The following is a 19,582-nucleotide window of genomic DNA, read 5'->3' as shown; positions in this document are numbered from 1 at the left end:
CCAATGAACAATGATCGGACACAGCCAGACGAGAATACGTGCTCGCGGCATCCCACCACAGAGCCGACGGGCATCATCATTCTCTCGGCGAGCTCTTTGCAGATCGTCTACGCAAACGAACGCGCCCAGGACCTGCTCCAACAGCGATGCGTCGACGGGGGAAGCGGACTCTCTGGACCGATCATGGCGTTTTGCCTCGATCTCCTGGAGGTGCTCGACGAGCGCGGACGTACCGAACGATTCAGGTCATTTCACATGCAGCGTGAGGTCGCCACAGATCACGGGCCGCTCAGCCTGAGAGGGGTCGGCTTATTCGTTCCTGACATGCTCGGGCGCACACGCCTGTACGTCCTGATCGATCACCCATCGGTCGTCAACAGTGACCAGAGTCAATGGAGGTATCATCATGCGTAAACCCATTTCACGCTCGGAGCATCTCGTCCTTCGAGCCTTGCACGACGCGGACGTTCTGTCGATGGAAACGCTTGTCGAGCGGCTTCCCGAGCTGACCTGGAACGAAGTCTTTCACGCGGTGGACCGGCTCAGTCGCCACGGCGACATCGAACTTCGGCGTCGTGGATTCGGCTACGAGCTGTCCCTCCCACGGATCACACGCCTCTCGGCGTAACGCCACCCCGACCGCGAAACGGCGGGAAAGCTGACGTCACCGTGTCGGCTTATGCCTGTCGTCCCCCGCCTTTCTTTACCCGACATGCGTCCCGCGATTGTTGTAAAGTAGAGGCATGACGAAGCTGGCGGTCATCGACGTCGGGACGAACTCGATCCATATGGTGCTGGCCGAGGTCGAGCCGGAAGGGTCCTACAAGATTCTGGACCGCTTCAAGAACATGGCGCGACTCGGGGACGGCGCCTTTCAACGGCGCCGACTGTCCGCGGCCGCGATGGCGCGCGGGCTCGACGCAATCCGGAGTTTGGTCACGCTGGCCAAGAACAAGGGGTACGAACACATCGAGGCCGTCGCGACAAGCGCGGTCCGCGAGGCCAAGAACGGCGGCGAATTTCTGGAGACCGTCCTCCGCGAAACGGGTGTGACCATCCGGGTCATTTCAGGCCTTGAAGAAGCGCGACTGATCTACCTCGGTGTCCGGCATAGCATCCAATTCGATGAGCGCCCGGCGATGCTGATCGACGTGGGTGGTGGGTCGGTGGAACTCATCGTCGGCAACCGCGAACGCATGCTCCACGGGCAAAGTCTGAAGCTCGGCGCCATTCGCCTCAAGGACCTCTACCTGCGCCGTGATCCGCCGTCTGCAAAGATCGTGGCACGGATGGGCCGCGCGATTGAATCCGACTTGAAGGAGGCGCTCAAACGCGTGAAGGCGCGGTCCATCATTCGGCTGATCGCCACCTCGGGGATGGCTGGAAATTTGGCCGAGATCGTCCATCTCCGGCGCACGGGCCGGCCTCTCCCCCAACTGAACCTTGCGACGATCACGCGCAAAGATATTCAGGCGGTCGAGAAGCTGTTGGCGCGATCACCGCTCAAGACCCGGCTGGCAATTCCAGGATTGGACCCAAAACGGGCCGATACGCTGCTGCCCGCCACGATGGTGATCCGCACCTTGATGCAACTCCTCGATATCGACACGCTGACGTTGAGCGACAAGGCGATTCGCGAGGGTCTGATCTACCGATTTATCGAGCAGCACCGGGAAGGCCTTCGCGCAGAGCAAGAAATCCCGAACGTCCGGCGACGGAACGTCGTCTTCTTGGCCCGGCGCTGCCATTCCCCGGAAGGCCACACGCGCCACGTCGCGAAACTCGCGACGCGCCTGTTCGATGAGACACGACGGCTGCACCGCCTTGGCGAGCACGACCGCGAGCTTCTGGAATATGCGGCGTGGCTGCACGACGTGGGCTACCTGATCAACTCGCGCCAGCACCACAAGCACGCGTACTATGTCATCAAGCACGCCGACCTCGCCGGCTTCTCATTGGAGGAAATCGAGATGATGGCGAACATCGCGCGCTACCATCGACGCGCAGTGCCACGGGCCGCGCATCCAACCTTCGCGGCGATGACCCGCGAACAGCGGCGGAGGCTAAAGGTCCTCAGCGCTTTGTTGCGCATCGCCGATGGACTCGACCGCACGCAATTCGCCGTCGTGCAGGACCTGCGGGTGACGCTCGGGCGGCCGGTGGTGGTGTCCTTGCGCACGGCGGCCGACGCGGAACTTGAAATGTGGGCGGCCCGCAATCGCGCCGATCTGTTCGAGACGCTCTTCAAGCGCCCGATCCATTTTACGGTCACTCGAGTGGGAGAAACGACATGACGGCACCGCTGCCGACCTTTCAACAGCCTCACCCTTTCCCCGGCAAGCTGATCATCGTCGAGGGCATCGACGGATCGGGGAAGAGCACGCAACTGCTCCTGCTGCAAAAATGGCTGGAATCGCAAGAGCACAAGGTGTTTTTTACCGAGTGGAACTCCTCGCAACTCGTGCGCGAGGCGACGAAGCGCGGAAAGAAGAACAAGGCGCTGACGCCGACGACGTTCAGCCTGCTCCATGCGACCGATTTCGCCAGCCGGCTCTATCATGAAATTCTGCCGCCGCTCAAAGCCGGGATGGTGGTGCTCGCCGACCGATACGCCTACACCGCGTTTGCGCGCGACGCCGTCCGTGGCGTCTCGCGGGATTGGGTGCGCAAGCTCTACAACTTCGCGATTCGCCCCGATCTGGCTTTTTACTTCAAGGTCCCGATCGAGGTGGCGATTAGCCGATTATTGGGCGGGACACGGGCGCAGTTGAAATACTACGAAGCCGGCATGGACATGGGCATCAGTCAGGACATGGCGGAGAGCTTTCGCATCTTCCAGTCCAGAATCTTGGCTGAATACGACAAGATCGTGGAGGAATACGGCTTGACCGTTATGGATGCCACCAAGGACATCGAGACGCAACAGAGCGAGATGCGTCAATTGGTGTCCAAAGCCTTGGAGCACTACCGACCGAAGCGAGGCACATATGGGAAACGGACATCGGTATTTTGGCGACGGTTTGCCATACCTCAATCTGAGTGACCTGAAGGGCAAGTTAATCGCCATCGAGGGGACCGACGGGGTCGGCCGCTCCACGCACATCGACCTGCTGCAGGAATGGCTCGAGGTCCAAGGTTATGGCGTCGTGACGACCGGCTGGACGCGGTCCACGTTGATGTCCAAGACGATCGAAGCCGCCAAGCAAGGCAACATCCTCGATCGCTGGTCGTTCAGCCTGCTCTATGCCACCGACTTCGCGGATCGCCTGGAGCATCAGGTCATCCCCGCGCTGCGGTCGGGCTTCATCGTGCTGGCCGATCGCTACATTTATACGGCCCTCGCGCGCGATGCGGTGCGCGGCGGCGATCGCAAGTGGATTCGGGACGTGTTCGGCTTCGCGGTCGTCCCCGATCTCGTCTGCTATCTCCGTATCGACGTCGACACGCTCGCGCTGCGCGTGATCGAAAGCAAAGGGATGAACTACTGGGAATCGGGGATGGATTTGCGGTTGGGCGTCGACCTGTTCGACAGCTTCAAGAAATATCAAAGCCTGCTGATCGGGGAATTCGACAAGATGGCGGAGGAATTCGCCTTCAAAGTGATCGACGCGCGCAAATCACCCGAAGAGATTCAGGACACGCTTCGCACGATCATTCAGCCGATCTTGCAGAACGCACGGACGCCGGCAGCCATCCCAGCCGCAGCGGAGTCTCCTATCGCCGCGCCAGGAGCCTGAGTTGCCCCGGCGGTAACCACCATTCCAAGAGAGCTTCGCCCGGCTTGACCCGGCGTTCGACTCGCAGGCAGCACGCGCCGGCTTTCTTGAACCGCAGACCCGGGACGGGCGCGCCAACCAGCAACGTGCCCGCGAGCGAGCTGATATTCGGCTCATGTCCCACGCAGACGATCGTCTCCTCAGCCCCATATCCGGCAAGGACCGCGAGCACGCCCTCCGGATCGCCTTCCGGACACAGCGCACGCGACGTCTGGACGGCGGCAGAGCATTCGAGGACCTCTTGCAGGATGACGGCCGTTTGCTGCGCGCGGACCAGGGGGCTCGCCATGATTCGATCCGGTTCTATCTTGAGCCGCCGCAGGCCATAGGCCGCCTGCCTCGTTTTGTCTTCGCCCTCATCGGTTAAGGGCCGATCCGCATCCGATCCGCGCCACTCCGAAGCCTCTACGGCAATCCCGTGACGGACTAAAATGATCTGCATGTATTCACTCCCATGACAGCATCTCCGACTCAGCTCACCGAGGAACGAGCGGCGCCAAAACCGCCCGTTGCCTGCGGTGCCGCGTTCGCGCGATGATAGCGCATGAGTCGTGCCCGAATCATCAATTCCACACCGCGCTATCGCGCGACCGCGCGGCGGGCCGTCCTCCGGCTGATGGCAGGAGAGCCGGCGCCGGACACGCTCCATCGGCTCCGAACGAACCTGCGCCGCCTGGAAGCGTATTTCGAGTTGATCGGGGATCACGAGCGAGCGGCGGCACTCCGGCAGCTCGTATCCCGCCTGAGCCGGTTGCGCGCTCTTCAGGTTTTCTCGACGTATTTGGAGACAATCGACGCACCGCACCGCGATCACCGTCTGGTTCAGGAAGGTCTGGAGAAAGCCCGCGCTCGCATTGAACGCAAGCGGTGGCATCAGCAGATCGAGACGTTTTTGGCCGAGCTGCCGATCGAGGGACGCTTCGTTCCACCCGAGTGGGTGGCGGCACGTCTCCGCACGCTTCGTCAGGTCGACATCAACGCCCTTGCCCTTCAGGCGCTCGCCACGGACGCCGCTCGCCATGCAACGCGTGCCGTGCTGCATGAGCTACGGTTGCGCGTCAAGACCATCCGATATCAGGAGGAATGGGCGAATGGACGCCTCGGCGAGTCGACTCTGCTCTCAATGCTCAAGCAGATGCAGAAGGTCCTCGGCCGTTACGAAGAACGGGCTCAATTCCGGAAATTGGCGAAGCGCTACGGCCTAAAATCGAGGAAGGCGATCGTCAAAGACTGGCGTCGCGAGCGGGCACGTGCACGCCGGATCATCGAGCAGCTTCCGTCGCTGATCGAAGCACTACGATCGCCCACGGACGCTATTGCTCAATCGAGCGCGTGGCGCGCACGTCGGCTCGAAAGCCCGGCCAGGCCGTTACCGGTACTCACTCGATAAGTCCGGACCACACGGCGCGACCGGCGTACACCCGGTCGGCGCATCAGGGCCGATATGAACGCCGCCGGGCGACATTTGCGGGTACGCGTTCAGCGTCGATCGCCCCGAGCCGGCCGTCGAAGAGGACGACATCGGCGGTGAGGTTTCGGCCGACGCACCCGAAAAGCGATTTCCTCCCGTCTCCCGCTCGACACCGCTGCATCCGCTCAGCAGCATCACTGCGCTCGCTACAATCATCCCTCGCATAGTGCCTCCTTTTCTCCCTCGAGAAGCAGGGCAAGCTATGCGCCAGGCTACGTCCGAAGAGGCGGTATTCTCCCTCCCGTAACAATAAATTAACGCGACGTTCATTCAGCCATAACAGACAGCAGGTATCGTGGCACACGATGTTCGACCGGTCACGAGCGTTCGTGCGGCGGCCACGCCAGCACAGTTCGGCAGGGCGGACACACCGTCTATCCATCGGCCACGTGACGATCGATAAACACCGGCATGAAGTCCAGATCGGCCCGCGGCGGGTCAGATTGACACGGACAGAATGTGCGTTGCTGTGGCAGCTCGCGCTGCAGCCGGGCCGAGTGTTTCGTCGAGAGGAATTGTTGACCCACGTTTGGACAGGCGTGACCGTAGAACCACGAACCGTCGATACCCACGTATCGAAGGTCCGGCGCAAGCTTCGCGAACGTCCCGAGGGGCCAAGCTTGATCGAAACAATCTGGGGGCTCGGGTATCGGTTCAAGACCGCAGCCGAGATCGATGAGACGAGCGGCCAAGGGCTGCCGTAATGAGGAGGCATCATGTCGCGTAGAGAGAGATCAACAGCGATGGCGTTCGTTCCGGCTTTCGTCATGCTGGCTTTGGCCGGGCTGGCAACCTCGTTGGATGCCGAGAGCCCGGCGCTGATCAAGATCGACGGATCGAGCACGGTCTTCCCGATCACCGAAGCGGTCGCCGAGGAATTTCAGCACAAGACATCGGGGCGCGTGCGGGTCACGGTCGGGATTTCGGGCACGGGCGGCGGCTTCAAGAAGTTCTGCCGCGGTGAATCGGATATTCAGGACGCCTCGCGGCCGATCACGGTCGACGAGATGGACGCGTGCCGGAAGAACGGCGTGCAGTACTACGAGTTCCCGGTCGCCTATGATGCCCTCACAATCGTAGTCAGCCCGCACGCTACGTGGGTGAATGCGGTGACGTTGGCCGAACTCAAAAAGCTATGGGAACCCTCGGCACAAGGACGGATCACGAAATGGAATCAGATTCGGAGCGCCTGGCCCGACGCGCCCATCAAACTGTTCGGTCCGGGCTCGGATTCTGGCACGTTCGATTACTTTACCGAGGCGGTCGTCGGGAAAGCCAAGGCGAGCCGCGGTGACTACACCGCGAGTGAGGATGACAACATCTTGGTGCAAGGGGTGGCCCGTGACAAGTATGCCTTGGGGTATTTCGGGTTCGCCTATTTCGATGCGAACCGAGACAAGCTCAAGGCTGTTGGGGTCGATGCCGGCGCCGGGCCAGTCCTGCCGTCCCGTGAAACGGTCGAGAACGGCCACTATCTTCCGCTCTCTCGCCCCGTGTTCATCTACGTCAACAGCAAGTCGGCCGGCCGGCCGGAAGTCCGGCGCTTCGTCGAGTTTTATCTGACGAACGGCGCGGCCCTTGTGGAACAGGTCAAGTACATTCCGCTGCCGTCGGCGGCCTACACGACGGCGCTCGGCAACTTGCGGAGCGGCAAGATCGGGACCGCGTTCCACGGCACATCGATAGTTGGGATCAAGGTGGAGGATCTGCTGCGGCGAGAGGCCAAACTGTAACGTGCAAAGAGTGACCATGAGCGTGGATGCGCGTCCCGCCGAAGAGTCCTATCCCATTGTGCACACCGATCGAGCACGCGTGGTTGCGCGAAAGATGCGTGAGGCGGCCATCGAGGGGGCGCTGTTCGTCGCCGCCGTCTCGTCGATCGCCATCACGATCGGCATCGTGGCCGTGCTCGTCTACGAATCGTGGTCGTTTTTCCGATCCGTCCCGCTGATCGATTTCCTCACCGACATGCAATGGACGCCGCTCTTTGCCGAGGCACATTTCGGCATCTTGCCGTTGCTGTCGGGAACCATTGTCACAACCGGCATTGCGCTCGGCGTCGCGCTACCCTTCGGAACGATTGCGGCCATCTTCTTGAGCGAGTACTGCCCGCCAGGGGCCCGGGAGACCATCAAACCGTTCCTCGAATTGCTCACCGCGGTGCCCACCGTCGTCTACGGCTATTTCGCGCTCCTGTTCGTTACGCCGCTTCTACAAAGACTGTGGCCGGAGCTACCGGGGTTCAACATGCTGAGCGCCGGCCTCGTGATGGGCGTCATGATCATTCCGTATGTCACATCGATGAGTGAAGACGCCTTGCGTGCCGTGCCGATGATGCTGCGTGAAGGCGCCTATGCGATGGGAGCCACCCGGATGCACGCCGCCCTGCACGTCGTCGTGCCCGCCGCGACCTCCGGCATTGCCGCCGCCTATGTCCTCGCCGTCTCGCGCGCCATCGGGGAGACGATGGTCGTCGCGATCGCGGCCGGCATGCAGCCGACCTTGACGCTGAATCCGCTGCAGCCGGCCGAGACGATCACTGCGTATATCGTTCAGGTGAGTCTCGGCGATCTCCCGCACGGGAGCGTGGGGTACCAGACGATTTTCGCAGCTGGTCTCACGCTCCTGCTCATGACGCTCCTCTTCAACATCGCCGGACACGCCTGCCGCCGGCGTTTTCGGGGAGGCACGTGATGTCGCAGGACGCCCGCACGAGCATCGCGACGTGGAAGAGGCGGGATCGCCTCTTCGCCGTCACCGGCCTGTTGGCGTTGCTGATCGCGTCCTTCACGCTGTTGGCCCTGTTACTGGATCTGTTGATCGACGGCTGGGCGCGGCTGGGCTGGCAGTTCCTGTCTGCCTATCCGTCACGCTTTCCCGAACGGGCCGGCATCCTGACCGCCTGGATCGGGACGGTGCTGGTCATGCTGATCACGGCCCTCGCTGCCGTCCCGATGGGGATCGGTGCCGCGATCTACCTGGAAGAATATGCGCCAAAGAATTGGGTGACCGATTTGATCGAGATCAACATCGCGAATCTCGCCGGCGTCCCCTCGATCGTGTACGGCCTGATGGCCCTCGGCCTTTTCGTCTATCAATTTCACCTGGGCGCCAGCATCCTGACCGCCGGACTCACGCTGGCCCTGCTCATCCTCCCGATGGTGATCATCACCACGCGGGAAGCGCTCCGCAGTGTGCCGGCGCATATTCGCGAGGCGTCGTACGCGCTCGGCGCCACGAAATGGCAAACGGTGCGGGATCACGTCATTCCCTACTCCACCGGTGGAATCTTAACGGGACTGATCATCGCCTTGTCGCGGGCCATCGGTGAGACGGCCCCGTTGCTCACCGTCGGCGCCCTGTCCTTCATCGCCTTTCTCCCGCATCCACCATGGCAGCGCGAATTTCCATTCGTGTCCCTGGAGTGGCTCTTCGATCCTTTCACCGCCTTGCCGATTCAAATGTTCAATTGGGTATCCCGGCCTCAAGCGGCCTTTCACCACAATGCCGCCGCGGCCGGGCTCGTCCTGATGGCGATGACGCTCGCCATGAATGCGGCGGCGATTTACATTCGCCACCGATTTCGCACACGCATCCGATGGTAGGCACACGGCAACCATCAGCCCATCTGACAACCAAGGCCCACGTCAAAGGCCTGAATTTCTACTACGGCGACGTGCAGGCGCTCAAACACCTCGATCTGACGATTGCGGAGCATCGGGTGACGGCGTTGATCGGACCATCCGGCTGCGGAAAGACGACATGCCTGCGCTGTTTCAACCGGATGCACGACCTGTATCCCAGCACGCGCTACGAAGGCGCCATCACATGGTATCCCGATGGCTTCAACATTCTGGGCGACGCGATCGATCCGATTGAAGTCCGCATGCGGATCGGCATGGTGTTTCAAAGGCCGAACCCCTTTCCGAAATCGATTTACGAGAACGTCGCGTACGGCTTGCGGCTGCGAAACCGACGCTCGGCGGAGTCGTTGGATGAGCAGGTCGAACGCGCGCTCAAACACGCGGCGCTCTGGGAAGAGGTCAAGGACCGCTTGGACGAACCCGCGACGGCGCTGTCCGGCGGCCAACAACAGCGCCTCTGCATTGCGAGAGCCTTGGCGACCGAACCGGAAATGCTTCTGTTCGATGAGCCGACCTCGGCGCTTGATCCCGTGGCCACGGCGCGGGTCGAGGACCTGATCGCCGGGTTGAAGGAAAAGGTCACGATCCTCATCGTCACCCACAACATGCAACAGGCCGCCCGCGTGTCCGACTTCACCGCCTTTATGTATCTGGGGGAGTTGATCGAGGTCGACACGACCGAGAAGATCTTTACTAATCCGGGCAAGAAGTTGACCGAAGACTACATCACGGGACGATTTGGCTAACGGACCAAATTCACGGCGACATGCACCGACGATTCGACGAAGAACTTGACGACCTCAAGCGCAAGCTCATCGACATGGGCACGATGGTCGAGAGCCAAATCCAGGGCGCACTCCGGGCGCTCATCGAACGCGACGCCGATCGTGCCCGTCGCGTGATCGCGAACGATCCTCGGGTCAACGCCATGGACGTCGAGGTGGACGAGATGTGCCTGCGGCTGTTGGCGTTGCATCAGCCGGCCGCGGGCGATCTGCGATTCGTCACGACCGGCATGAAGATTTCGAGCGAGCTGGAGCGGATGAGCGATCTCGCGGAGAATATCTGCGAACGAGCCATCGAGCTGAACGAAGAACCGCAGCTCAAACCATACATCGACCTGCCCCACATGGCGAATTGGTCCCTGCGGATGGTGAAAGAGAGCCTGGACGCGTTCGTCAATCGTGACTCGACGCTCGCACGAAAGGTCTGTGGCGATGATGATTTCGTCGATCGCCTCACCGAACAGCTCTTCCGGGAGCTGCTCTCCTTTATGGTCGAGAACCCCCAGACGATTTCGCGCGCCATTCGCCTGACCTTCATCGCCAAGTACATCGAGCGCATCGCCGATCATGCTACCAACGTGGCGGAGCTCGTGGTCTACATGGTCGAAGGCAAGATCATTCGGCATACGTCGCCATCGAGCCCCCCGCCGAAGTCACCGTAGCCTCTCTCGGCCTCCCTACTATCCGTACCTCGCCTTCTCAGTACGAAAATTAACCGGTCTGTAACATTCCCATCACGTGCTCGTCACAGAACCTCTGTACAACTACCGCAACGTTTCGGCGTGACACCGACGTGAGTGAGGAGGAGTAGTCGATGGTACGACACACACGGTTTGTCTCATTGGCGGTGGCGGTCCTGTGCGTAGTGCTCTTGTCTACGAACGCACGCGCGCAACAGGTGGAGGGGGCCCAAGGTCCGCCCGCGCCGCTCGTTGCGACCGGCGGCGTCCCGCTGGATGACCCGGTAGCGAATTTGGAAAAGCGCATCAGCATCATCGAGGAGTGGAAAGCGAAGATCGAGAAGCTGCCCTCGCTGAGCAACAAGGTGAACTTCGGGTTGAACGCGTTGCAATTCCTCTATACGCACCAGGACGCCAAAGTCGCCGAAGGGAAGAGTCAGGACAACTTCTCGATTCGCCGGTCCGAGTTGCTGGCCTATGGCAAGATCAACGAATATATCCCGAAGTGGCACGTACTGTACGAGTTCCAGAGCATCGGCCTCACGTCCACGACACCGGGCTGTAATCCGGGTACCGACTGTACCAATCGCACGCAAAACCCGGTGGGCGGCGCCGCGTCGGCGACCTTCTTCCGCGAATCCTATATCGACTTTCGGCCCTCCATTACCGCTGCGCCCTATTTGAATTTCATCCGCATGGGGATCTTCCGGATGCCGTGGGGGATCTTCACGGAAACTTCCGGCGGGTTGCGCGATGTGATCAGCTCACCCTATCTCACCTCGGTCGGCGGCAGCGGCACGACGGGGCTGACGACGAACGGGACGGGCGGCACGATCGAATTTCTCCATGAGCGTGATTTCTTCGTCGATGCGCGCGGCACGCTGTTCAATCGCCTTGAATACGCGATCGGCATCATGAACAATAACAACTTCCAGGCGAATGCCGTCGGCGCCAACGGCCCGAAAGTGTTCTATACTCGCCAGCGCCTCATGCTGACGGATATTTCCTGGGTGAGCTTCAATATCCTGGCCGGCGAAAGTAATAATACGAACACCGCAATCAATGGGCGCGGCAAAGGGGAATTCGATCGGTTCGGCATCGATGCCCGGTACACGTCTCGACTGATTCCCGGCTTGATGATTCAAGGGGAAGTGTGGCAAGGCCATGACGGCGCCAATCAAACGTTGGTCGGCACGCCGGCGCAAGGCGCCTGCTTGAATCGGACCATTTGCGGCGGCGACGGCGCGCCAGGCGTGCAGCGACGGACGTGGTACGTCTATGGCAAGTACCTGATCTCCAGCGGGCCCTTCCGCAATTTCGAGCCGATCGTCATGTACGAACAATTCGATCCGAACACCAGCACGTCGAACGACATGTACACGCGCACGATCGTCGGGCTCACCTACTACTTTGAGAATCTCCCACCAAAGATCCAATCGAAAGTGCAAATCAACTATGAGTTCAGGCACCATCAAGGCACCGGACCGGGCAGCAGCGTGCCGAACACCGACCCGTTTGCACAGAACGTGTTCTTGGTGCAATGGCAAGTCCGCTACCAGTAATTCGATGCTTTTATTCGTGCAGGATAGCGCCGGCGGCCGCCTTACCGAACTTACATCTCACGTTCACTCGGACGCTGCTTCTGATTGCTTGCTGGATTGCCATCCCGCTTCTCCTGGCTGCATGCGGAACCGGTCCGCGCATGGTGAATGAGACCGAGCGCGGCGGCACGGTAATCTATCCGGTTGCGCAAGACACCGATGTGCTTGCGTCCGATGCCCGGAGAACGGCGCTGAGACTCATGACGGAGAAATGTCCGGCAGGCTATCGCATCGTTCGAGAAGGCGAAGTGCCGAATGTCGGCAGAACGGCCGATAAGGCATGGATGGGCCAAGTTGTCATGGACAAGCGGTGGGCGGTTCAATTCACGTGCAAGGAATGACAAGCGCATCGAAATATCGGTCGCTGCTCGTGTCGATCATCCCGGCGGTGCTCATGCTCACGGGCTGCGTGGGGCCGGTGCACCAGCGAACGCTGTACGACGAACGGGGCATCAAGATCGGCCTTGCCACGGACCTGACCACCGAACGAACCTCGCCCCCGTCCCTCAACGCACATCCGAAGACCATCTCGGTCGACGACCTCAGAACATTGCTCGGCGCACTGGAGGTGTCGGGTTATAGCGGCGTCCTTCTCGGCATTTTTCAAACACCCCATCCGATTCCGGTCTTCACCGCCGAGGAACTCGACGTGATCACCGAACCGATGGCGCTCGCGTTCGAGCAAGCGGGCCCGAAGGAACGCGTCGTCTTCTCGATCCCCGGTCCACAGAAGCCGTACCCCAATCTCAAGGAGATGACGTCGGGCGGGCTGTTCTTCCGCGATCAATACCTGCATGTGGTCCTGGCCGACCATTATGCCTTTTATCCGGCCGACCCAGGCGGTGGTGAGGAACGCGATCCGCGCGATACGAAGGGCATGCGACTGTGGCTCGCGCCGCCCGCGAAACCGCCGATCGTCCCTGAGGCCAAGGAGCCGGACTGGGGCCCCTTCGAGAAGGTACACCTCTCCTTGAACGTCCAGGACGTGTTGGTCGCGCGGCGGACGCTGGCGCCGGCAACGAGGCCGGCTGGGACAGTTGCCGTCCCAGCTCCCACCGCCCCACCGCCACGAAGCAGCGCTACAAAGGCCGGCGCGCCAGCGGCGCCTCCGACCGGTCCGCCCGTTTCCGAAACTGAAGACCTGCGCTTGCAATTGCGCGAGCTGACCAACGCGAATCTCGAATTGCGTGATCGGTTGAAGCAGCAGAACGTGGAGCTCGAGCAACTCCGGCAGGAACTGGACCGCCTCCGCAGCGACATGAAATCTCGCAGAGCACCGAAAGTCCCCTCCGATCGATAACCGGGCCGCTTTGGCGGTCCCAAAAATTTACATACCTGTAACAATCCGTCTCTTCCTCCGTAACAGCCGGTGCTTATGATGGCAGGCGAATGGAGCGTGCTCACCACGGAGGAAGAATGAAGATCGTGCACGCGCTGTCACTGGTGGGTCTCCTCGCTGTCGCGGGATGCGCTGGATTCACGAATTCAGGGTCCGTCGATCCCGTCCAAACGTTGATGGCGGAAGGGAAGCACAGGTTTGCCGCGGGCCAGTACGAACAATCGCTCGACCTCTTTTCCCGGGCGATCGAGCGGGCCCCATCCGATCCCGAAACGTGGAACGCGCGCGGATTCGTCCATGGTCGACAAGGTCGTTGGATCGAAGCCGCGAAAGACTTCCGGCACGCCGTGGCCCTCGACGGCACGCACTCACGGTACGTCAACAACCTCGGCGTGGCCTTGCTTGAAGGCGGTGAAACCGATGAAGCTCTAGTGGTCCTGACACAAGCCGTCCGCCTCGCGCCTGAGTCGCCGCTGCCGCTCGTGCATCGAGGGCTCGCGCATCGCCGTCTGGGACACCTCGATGACGCGATGGCTGATTTCTCTCGTGCCGTTGAACTGGATCCCCATCACGCTGTCGCGTACGCGAACCGGGCTGTGGTGTATGCCCTTCGTCAGGAGTTCGATCACGCCACGCGCGACCTCGATCGCGCCGCGTCGCTGAACAACCAGCTCAGCGAAGTGTACGAGAGCCGCGCCCTCGTTCACTTGCTGTCCGGTCGCCCCCATCAAGCGGTGAAAGACTTTTCTCGTGCGATCGCTCTCGGGTCGACAGATTCCGAACTCTACTACCACCGAGCGATGGCGTACACCCTACTCGGAGACACGCGTCAGGCGCATGCCGACTATGAGCGGTCCTGCCGCCTGGGCTATCCGTCCGCCTGTTCATCGAATGTGCTGCTCGCGGCTGTGTCCAATCCCCGGCAATAGTGCCGGCGTCCGCCGGTTGATGTGTGGCGAGTCGAGACGAAGGAAGGGTCTCACCGAGCGGCCAGCATTCCAGCCGCCCACAAGTCGAGCGGTTCAAGCCGGGCAGTAGGTTTGATGTTCAAGCGGCCAGTATCCGTCTTGCGTGTGTGGAAAATCTTCGATGCCGTAGAGTCCGTACCCGCCGGTCTTCCAGATATGCATGCAACGGGCAATGACATAGGGTTCCATACGGCTCGCACCTTCGACATTCACGGCCTGCACGCCGTTCGACACGGCGATGACGACCAACTTGTTGCCATACCAGAGACCGGACGGCTCGATCTTCCCCGGATAGAGAATGGCGAATTCGCTCGTGGGATGCATGGTCTCCGCCGGGCCGTAGACCGGATGGTCGCGCAACGCCAGCTCCTGAGCCCGAATCACAGTACCGGTCGGTCCCTCCTCCACCCCAACGATACGGCCGGCAAGCTGGACGACTTTTCCGCGGAACACGTCCGGTCGGGCTTCCAGCACCCCGAACTCCACCGAAGAGACATCCCGAGTGACCGATGGCGGAAACAGGGGTGCCGAGCAGCCGGCAAGGACCATCGGAGTGAAAAGAAGAATGAGCGGTCCCATCTTCATGCGGCACCTCCGGTCAGCGTCCGTAACGCACTTGTAACACAGCCGTAACGATGCCGCAACATTCACAATTGTGAAGTTTCGCACGGAAGGAGAAGGTATGGTCACTCGACCGTTCGCAGCCATGATCGTCGGGTTCATCGGGCTGAGCGCGTGTGCGGCTCCCTCGCCCTTTCCCTCCAAGGTCACGGAGAAGGTGGCGCCGACGTTCGATTTTACGGCTTGGAAGGAATCGTCGCCGAGCAATCCCGGCGGTCAGTCGGACAGCGGGACGAAAGTCGAGTTGGGCGGACGGATTGTGCAGGCGAAGAGCCAAGGCAAAGGCACGTTGATCGTGGCGGAGCAGCTCCCGATCGTCACACATCCCGTCTATGGACCGACGGACGCGGTGAAACGGACCGGCGACTTCGAATTTGCCTTGCTCTACCCCGGGGAACTCGATCCCGGTGTGCTGCGAACCGGCAACAAGTTTATCGTCGTCGGCACCACCAAGGGCCGCACGAACGTCGTCGTGGACGGCACGCCGAAGACCGAGCCCTACCTCGTGGCCGATTGCATTCACGTGTGGCAGACCGGACGAACGGAAATCGAGGGCTACAAGGAGGACGTCGGCGCCGGGTTCTCTCCGTTGCCCGAACGGACGTTCTGCGCGAACAAGAACGGCTAGCGCGACTCGCCGCGCGGCACGCGAAACACGAAGCGGCTTCCCGCCGGCTCGTTCCCTTCGACCCACACGCTCCCGCCGTGGGCCTCCACGATGTGCTTCACGATGGCCAGCCCGAGCCCAGTTCCCCCCAGCTCTCGCGACCGCGCTTTGTCCACGCGATAAAACCGCTCGAAGACCCGCGGCCGTTCGGCCGGCGGGATGCCGATGCCGGTATCGCTCACGCTGACTTCCACCGTATCGAGACTCGTCGACGCCGGTGTCCCGTACACTGGGCGTGCCGCCACTCGGATGATCCCGCGATCGGAGGTGTATTTCACCGCGTTGTCGACCAAATTAGTCATGACCTGCACGAATCGGTCCTCATCGCCTATCACAGACGGAAGGTCCTGAGGCAGATCGACGAGGACCTGATGGCCCTTCTTGTCGGCCAACGGCTTGATCAGCGCGAGCGTACGCTCGACCACCTCTCGGACATCGACCGGGTCACGGCGAAGGGCAATCTGGCCGGATTCAATTTGCGACAGTTGCAGGAGGTCTTCCAGAATCAGACTCAGGCGATCGGCTTGGTTCAACACGATCCGGAGAAACGAGGTCAACGTCTCGTGATCGTCCTTCGCGCCGTCCAGCAGCGCCTCGACGTAGCCTTTAATTGACGTCAGCGGCGTGCGGAGCTCATGCGAGACGTTCGCCACGAAATCCTTGCGCACTTTTTCCAGCCGGCGAAGAGCGGTCACGTCATGAAAGACCAAGACGACGCAGGGCTCCCGCTCCCGCTCGTACCCGGCGAACGAGGCTTCGATTTTGAGAATCTTTCCCGCCGCCGTCGTGATCTCGGCACCGGCGTGGTGCTTGCTCTCGATCAGCCGCTTGACGACGTCGTCGAATTCAACATGCCGAATCACTTCAGCGTACAGCCGTCCGTTGATGTCGGCACCTCTGAGGCCGAACATCGCCTCGAACGCCGGATTGACCTGTAAGATGCGTCCGCTGCAGTCGAGGACCATAACCCCTTCCACCATGGAAGACAACACGGCCAACAGCTCGGCCCGATCCTCCGACACTTCTTTCAGGGTCGCTTCCAGCCGCTCCGCCATTTGATTCAGCGAGGTTCCTAGCACACCGACTTCATCCTGCGCGCGCACCCACACCCGCTCCTGTAGACGGCCGGCGGCGAGACGTCCGGCCACCGTGACGATGTTGGTGAGCGGGCGCGTCAAGCTCTGCGCCAGGAACAGCGCGAGCAGCAAGGAGGCCGCCAATGCGACGCCGAAGGCGGCGGCGAGTGCGTGTTGCAGTTGTTCGATCCGGGCATCGACGGACGTGAGATGCAGCGCCAGCCGGGCAATACCGATGATCCCCTCTCCTGCGGTCGAGCGAACCGGGACCGCGCAATAGAACATTCGCTTCCCCGTGGTCTGACTCAGCCGAATGTCGGTCCCGATCCCCGTGGCGAGCGCCTCGATGACTTCCGGCCGGTCCCGGTGATTGTCGAGCGACGCCACGCGGTCATCGGCTGTTTCGCTATCGGCCAACACGGCGCCATCGAAAGCGATGACCGTCACCCTCGCGCGCGCTTGCGCGCTCAGATGCTTGGCGAAGGCTTGAAGCGAGGCACGTGCGTCGCCGGTCTGTTGATCGGAGAGCAACCGCGGCTGGAGCGATGTGGCAACAAGCTTCGCCTCCCCTTCCAGCGCCTCCTGCAGCCGCGCGAGTTCCAGTCGCTCGATAGAACGCAATGCCAGCCAACCGGCGACCGACAGACCGAGCGAGACGGCCATCAGCACGCTCAGCGTCAGTTTCCAGCGGATGGAGAGGCGCAGCATGACGGTGCTAATGCAGATCCTTGAGTTTGTAGCCCAACGATTTCACCGCGACGATCGCCTCATCCAGGAGCGGGATCTTTTGTTTGAGACGCCGGACGTGCACATCGACGGTTCGCGTCGTGCCATGGTAGTCATATCCCCAGACGGCGTTCAGCAAATCATCGCGCGTCAGCACGCGGCCGGGATAGCGCAGCAGGTACTCGAGCAACCCGTACTCTTTCGTCGTGAGCGCGACCTCCGTGCCATCGACCGTCACTTCATGTCGGGCGTTGTCCAAGACGATTCCACGATACTCGAACCGTTCGGGATGTTCGTGCTGACGCTCGATACGCCGGAAGACGGCCCTGACACGGGCCGCCAGCGCCTTGGGGCTGAACGGCTTGGTAATGTAGTCATCGGCGCCCAGTTCGAGGCCGATCACCATATCCGATTCCTCGGCTTTGGCGGTGATCATGATAATGGGCAGGAGCGCGGTCTCGGGGTTGGCCCGGACGCGCTTGCAGACCTCCAAGCCGTCCAGTTTCGGCAGCATCCAATCAAGGATCAGGAGGTGCGGCCGCTCGCTCTTGACCTGCGCCAACGCCGTCAGCCCATCGACCGCCGTCACGACGCGATAGCCCTCCTTCTCAAGGTACAATTTCACCAGATTGAGGATGTTGGGGTCATCCTCGACAATGAGAATCGTCTTGCTGGAATGGTCGCCCACGTCGCCAAGCCTAAGTGGACGATCAAGCCGAGTCAAGCAAGATGCGAAAGTAGATGCATTTAGGGCGCCTCTCTGCTCTAATGCCGCGCATGCCGATCACGCGAAACGACCGCCATCCGCTACGGCGAAGCGCATGCCTAATGATCGGCTCGATCGGATTGCTCGTCGCGCTCCCGGCATGCAGTCCGTCGCTCTTCCCTCCGAAAGCCATGCAGGGCCTCGACCCGACTTTCCAGATGAGCATCTTCAGTCCGGAGTCCGACGTGTACTTCAAAGGGCGCGTAGGACAAGTGGGCGGCCGGATCATCTCTGCGTCACCGACGACGCAGGGGCTTCTGATAACCGCTCAAGGCCTTCCACTCAAGGACCTTGTCTCGGGGCCGCTGGAATCAACGGCTCCGCTTGGCGTGTTTGTCTTCCTCTACAGAGGGTCGATCGATCCGGCAGGCGTGCAGCCGGGCAACAAGTTCGTGGTGATCGGACAAGTGGAAGGAACGCAAGTCGTTCAGGTGGAGCGTGTCTCGCGTCCGGTGCCCTATCTCGTGGCGCGCTGTCTCCATATCTGGAAGACCGGCACGTATGCGATGGCGGACTTTCCCAATCTCCCCGGTGGGTATAGCCCCCTCGAGCACGAGACGTTTTGTCTCCCGCAGTGGCAGTAAGGCGCCAAGTCGCGAGTACCACACCGATCGCCAAACGGCAGCAGCAGTTGGCCGACGCGGTGAAGTTTCACATATCCCGCGTTTGGCAAGCCCGGGTGAACGCTAGAAGACGAGATGAAAAAGGAAGACAATCAGACCTGCGTCGACACTCATCAGTCTAGTTTCTCGCGTAACACCCAGCCGGCCTTCGCGAGGCACTTTTCCGTGCCGAGCTGAACCATGTAGTTGTTCCCTTGCTGATACTTTGGGTCGTTCAGCGCCTGTGTCTGGCACTTGTTGTAATCGAGCGCGAAGTCATCCTTGGGTTTGGTGGGGTGGACCCATTCGGCACTACTACAGCCCGCTACGAACATCAGACCGATCACCGCAACGCTGTACTGGCTTCTCATCAGACCTCCTCGAGGAGCTATGATGGCGGGAGGATAGCCAGGCAGTCAGGTAAGGTCAAGACGTTCGCGGCGTTCCAATAATGAGGAGCCGAAAAACGAAGCGGGTTGCAGCCAACAACGAGCGATGATACCCTTCCGCCTGGCGCTGGCGTAGCTCAATCGGCAGAGCAGCGGTTTTGTAAACCGCCGGTTGGAGGTTCGATTCCTCTCGCCAGCTCCATGTCGAACCTCCAACCGAGGGGTTCGAAGGGGATGTGTCCCCTTCGTGGGGAGTCTGCGAGGGGGCTTGGCACCCTCGCAGGAGCCGGGAGGCAAGCTTCAGAGCCGACTCGGCGACGGTTGGACGGTTCGATTCCTCTCGCCAGCTCCACACCACGCTTCGCTTGAACCGGCGGCTACGAGGGCTTTATCGCGTTTGCGCGGCTGGAGAACACCTCTAGTGTCCTGTCTCTGAAGTGCGCTGACAAAATCGAGCCACGCTGGCCAGGA

24 protein-coding genes and 1 tRNA gene are annotated in these 19,582 nt (G+C 61.2%); 19 read left to right on the top strand and 6 right to left on the bottom strand.

Annotated features, from left to right (window positions below):
• The first annotated feature begins 3 nt into the window (after positions 1-3).
• From AC1U7K_RS01565 to AC1U7K_RS01545, 5 genes are all read left to right on the top strand, one after another.
• Entirely contained in the window at positions 4-414 is a 411-nt protein-coding gene (locus AC1U7K_RS01565) for a hypothetical protein (RefSeq protein WP_480249063.1), read from the top strand.
• Positions 407-628 (top strand): hypothetical protein, encoded by a 222-nt coding sequence (locus AC1U7K_RS01560; protein WP_480249062.1) that lies wholly within the window; start codon positions 407-409, stop codon positions 626-628. Before AC1U7K_RS01565 ends, AC1U7K_RS01560 begins: the two co-directional genes overlap by 8 nt.
• A 115-nt stretch (positions 629-743) precedes the next feature.
• A complete protein-coding gene (locus AC1U7K_RS01555) occupies positions 744-2,294 on the top strand; it encodes a Ppx/GppA phosphatase family protein (RefSeq protein ID WP_480249061.1) in 1,551 nt (516 codons plus the stop codon).
• Positions 2,291-3,043, top strand: a complete 753-nt coding sequence (tmk, locus tag AC1U7K_RS01550; protein ID WP_480249060.1) for a dTMP kinase — start codon at positions 2,291-2,293, stop codon at positions 3,041-3,043. Before AC1U7K_RS01555 ends, tmk begins: the two co-directional genes overlap by 4 nt.
• Positions 3,021-3,737 carry a dTMP kinase gene (locus AC1U7K_RS01545; protein ID WP_480249059.1) on the top strand — a complete coding sequence of 239 codons (717 nt, stop codon included), beginning with the start codon at positions 3,021-3,023 and terminating at the stop codon, positions 3,735-3,737. Before tmk ends, AC1U7K_RS01545 begins: the two co-directional genes overlap by 23 nt.
• Here the strand turns inward: AC1U7K_RS01545 and sixA are convergent.
• The gene (gene sixA, locus AC1U7K_RS01540; protein ID WP_480249058.1) at positions 3,715-4,218 is read right to left on the bottom strand and encodes a phosphohistidine phosphatase SixA; all 504 of its coding nucleotides are present in this window, start codon (positions 4,216-4,218) and stop codon (positions 3,715-3,717) included. The two genes, AC1U7K_RS01545 and sixA, sit on opposite strands and share 23 nt — an antisense overlap.
• A 102-nt stretch (positions 4,219-4,320) precedes the next feature.
• On the opposite strand from sixA, the gene AC1U7K_RS01535 reads away from it, so the two are divergent.
• On the top strand, positions 4,321-5,166 hold the full coding sequence (locus tag AC1U7K_RS01535) for a CHAD domain-containing protein (RefSeq protein WP_480249057.1): 846 nt from the start codon (positions 4,321-4,323) through the stop codon (positions 5,164-5,166).
• Here the strand turns inward: AC1U7K_RS01535 and AC1U7K_RS01530 are convergent.
• Positions 5,146-5,412 (bottom strand): hypothetical protein, encoded by a 267-nt coding sequence (locus AC1U7K_RS01530; protein WP_480249056.1) that lies wholly within the window; start codon positions 5,410-5,412, stop codon positions 5,146-5,148. The genes AC1U7K_RS01535 and AC1U7K_RS01530 overlap by 21 nt on opposite strands.
• A gap of 164 nt (positions 5,413-5,576) precedes the next feature.
• Between AC1U7K_RS01530 and AC1U7K_RS01525 the strand changes: the two genes are divergently transcribed.
• The 10 genes from AC1U7K_RS01525 (at position 5,577) to AC1U7K_RS01480 (ending at position 14,225) form a co-directional block, all read left to right on the top strand.
• Positions 5,577-5,951, top strand: a complete 375-nt coding sequence (locus AC1U7K_RS01525) for a winged helix-turn-helix domain-containing protein (RefSeq protein WP_480249055.1) — start codon at positions 5,577-5,579, stop codon at positions 5,949-5,951.
• A 12-nt stretch (positions 5,952-5,963) separates the two neighbouring features.
• Entirely contained in the window at positions 5,964-6,980 is a 1,017-nt protein-coding gene (locus tag AC1U7K_RS01520) for a PstS family phosphate ABC transporter substrate-binding protein (RefSeq protein ID WP_480249054.1), read from the top strand.
• A gap of 94 nt (positions 6,981-7,074) precedes the next feature.
• Positions 7,075-7,941, top strand: a complete 867-nt coding sequence (gene pstC / locus AC1U7K_RS01515; RefSeq protein ID WP_480249135.1) for a phosphate ABC transporter permease subunit PstC — start codon at positions 7,075-7,077, stop codon at positions 7,939-7,941.
• On the top strand, positions 7,941-8,852 hold the full coding sequence (gene pstA / locus AC1U7K_RS01510) for a phosphate ABC transporter permease PstA (protein WP_480249053.1): 912 nt from the start codon (positions 7,941-7,943) through the stop codon (positions 8,850-8,852). The genes pstC and pstA overlap by 1 nt, the downstream gene beginning before the upstream one ends.
• Positions 8,846-9,637, top strand: coding sequence for a phosphate ABC transporter ATP-binding protein PstB (pstB, locus tag AC1U7K_RS01505; RefSeq protein ID WP_480249052.1), 792 nt, complete (start codon positions 8,846-8,848; stop codon positions 9,635-9,637). Before pstA ends, pstB begins: the two co-directional genes overlap by 7 nt.
• Positions 9,638-9,657: 20 nt before the next feature.
• Positions 9,658-10,338: a phosphate signaling complex protein PhoU gene (gene phoU, locus AC1U7K_RS01500; protein ID WP_480249051.1), complete on the top strand. Its 681-nt coding sequence runs from the start codon at positions 9,658-9,660 to the stop codon at positions 10,336-10,338.
• Between the two features lie 152 nt (positions 10,339-10,490).
• Positions 10,491-11,918, top strand: coding sequence for a hypothetical protein (locus AC1U7K_RS01495; protein WP_480249050.1), 1,428 nt, complete (start codon positions 10,491-10,493; stop codon positions 11,916-11,918).
• Positions 11,919-12,058: 140 nt separating this feature from the next.
• Positions 12,059-12,298: a hypothetical protein gene (locus tag AC1U7K_RS01490; protein WP_480249049.1), complete on the top strand. Its 240-nt coding sequence runs from the start codon at positions 12,059-12,061 to the stop codon at positions 12,296-12,298.
• Positions 12,295-13,257: a hypothetical protein gene (locus AC1U7K_RS01485; protein WP_480249048.1), complete on the top strand. Its 963-nt coding sequence runs from the start codon at positions 12,295-12,297 to the stop codon at positions 13,255-13,257. The genes AC1U7K_RS01490 and AC1U7K_RS01485 overlap by 4 nt, the downstream gene beginning before the upstream one ends.
• Before the next feature lie 116 nt (positions 13,258-13,373).
• The gene (locus tag AC1U7K_RS01480; protein ID WP_480249047.1) at positions 13,374-14,225 is read left to right on the top strand and encodes a tetratricopeptide repeat protein; all 852 of its coding nucleotides are present in this window, start codon (positions 13,374-13,376) and stop codon (positions 14,223-14,225) included.
• A gap of 93 nt (positions 14,226-14,318) precedes the next feature.
• On the opposite strand, the gene AC1U7K_RS01475 is transcribed toward AC1U7K_RS01480, so the two are convergent.
• A complete protein-coding gene (locus tag AC1U7K_RS01475) occupies positions 14,319-14,849 on the bottom strand; it encodes a Slp family lipoprotein (protein WP_480249046.1) in 531 nt (176 codons plus the stop codon).
• Between the two features lie 97 nt (positions 14,850-14,946).
• Between AC1U7K_RS01475 and AC1U7K_RS01470 the strand changes: the two genes are divergently transcribed.
• Positions 14,947-15,513: a Slp family lipoprotein gene (locus AC1U7K_RS01470; protein WP_480249045.1), complete on the top strand. Its 567-nt coding sequence runs from the start codon at positions 14,947-14,949 to the stop codon at positions 15,511-15,513.
• Here AC1U7K_RS01470 and pnpS read toward each other — a convergent pair.
• A complete protein-coding gene (pnpS, locus tag AC1U7K_RS01465) occupies positions 15,510-17,336 on the bottom strand; it encodes a two-component system histidine kinase PnpS (protein WP_480249044.1) in 1,827 nt (608 codons plus the stop codon). The genes AC1U7K_RS01470 and pnpS overlap by 4 nt on opposite strands.
• Before the next feature lie 7 nt (positions 17,337-17,343).
• Positions 17,344-18,042, bottom strand: coding sequence for a response regulator transcription factor (locus AC1U7K_RS01460; protein WP_480249043.1), 699 nt, complete (start codon positions 18,040-18,042; stop codon positions 17,344-17,346).
• Between the two features lie 140 nt (positions 18,043-18,182).
• Here AC1U7K_RS01460 and AC1U7K_RS01455 point away from each other — a divergent pair, with 140 nt between their 5' ends.
• Positions 18,183-18,704: a Slp family lipoprotein gene (locus AC1U7K_RS01455; protein ID WP_480249042.1), complete on the top strand. Its 522-nt coding sequence runs from the start codon at positions 18,183-18,185 to the stop codon at positions 18,702-18,704.
• Between the two features lie 152 nt (positions 18,705-18,856).
• Here AC1U7K_RS01455 and AC1U7K_RS01450 read toward each other — a convergent pair whose 3' ends face one another.
• A complete protein-coding gene (locus AC1U7K_RS01450) occupies positions 18,857-19,093 on the bottom strand; it encodes a hypothetical protein (protein WP_480249041.1) in 237 nt (78 codons plus the stop codon).
• Positions 19,094-19,237: 144 nt separating this feature from the next.
• Here AC1U7K_RS01450 and AC1U7K_RS01445 point away from each other — a divergent pair.
• Positions 19,238-19,313, top strand: a tRNA-Thr gene (locus AC1U7K_RS01445).
• Positions 19,314-19,582: the final 269 nt, after the last annotated feature.

The organism is Nitrospira sp. Vd2 (assembly GCF_979581665.1).
This window is presented reverse-complemented; position numbering and strand designations above follow the sequence as displayed.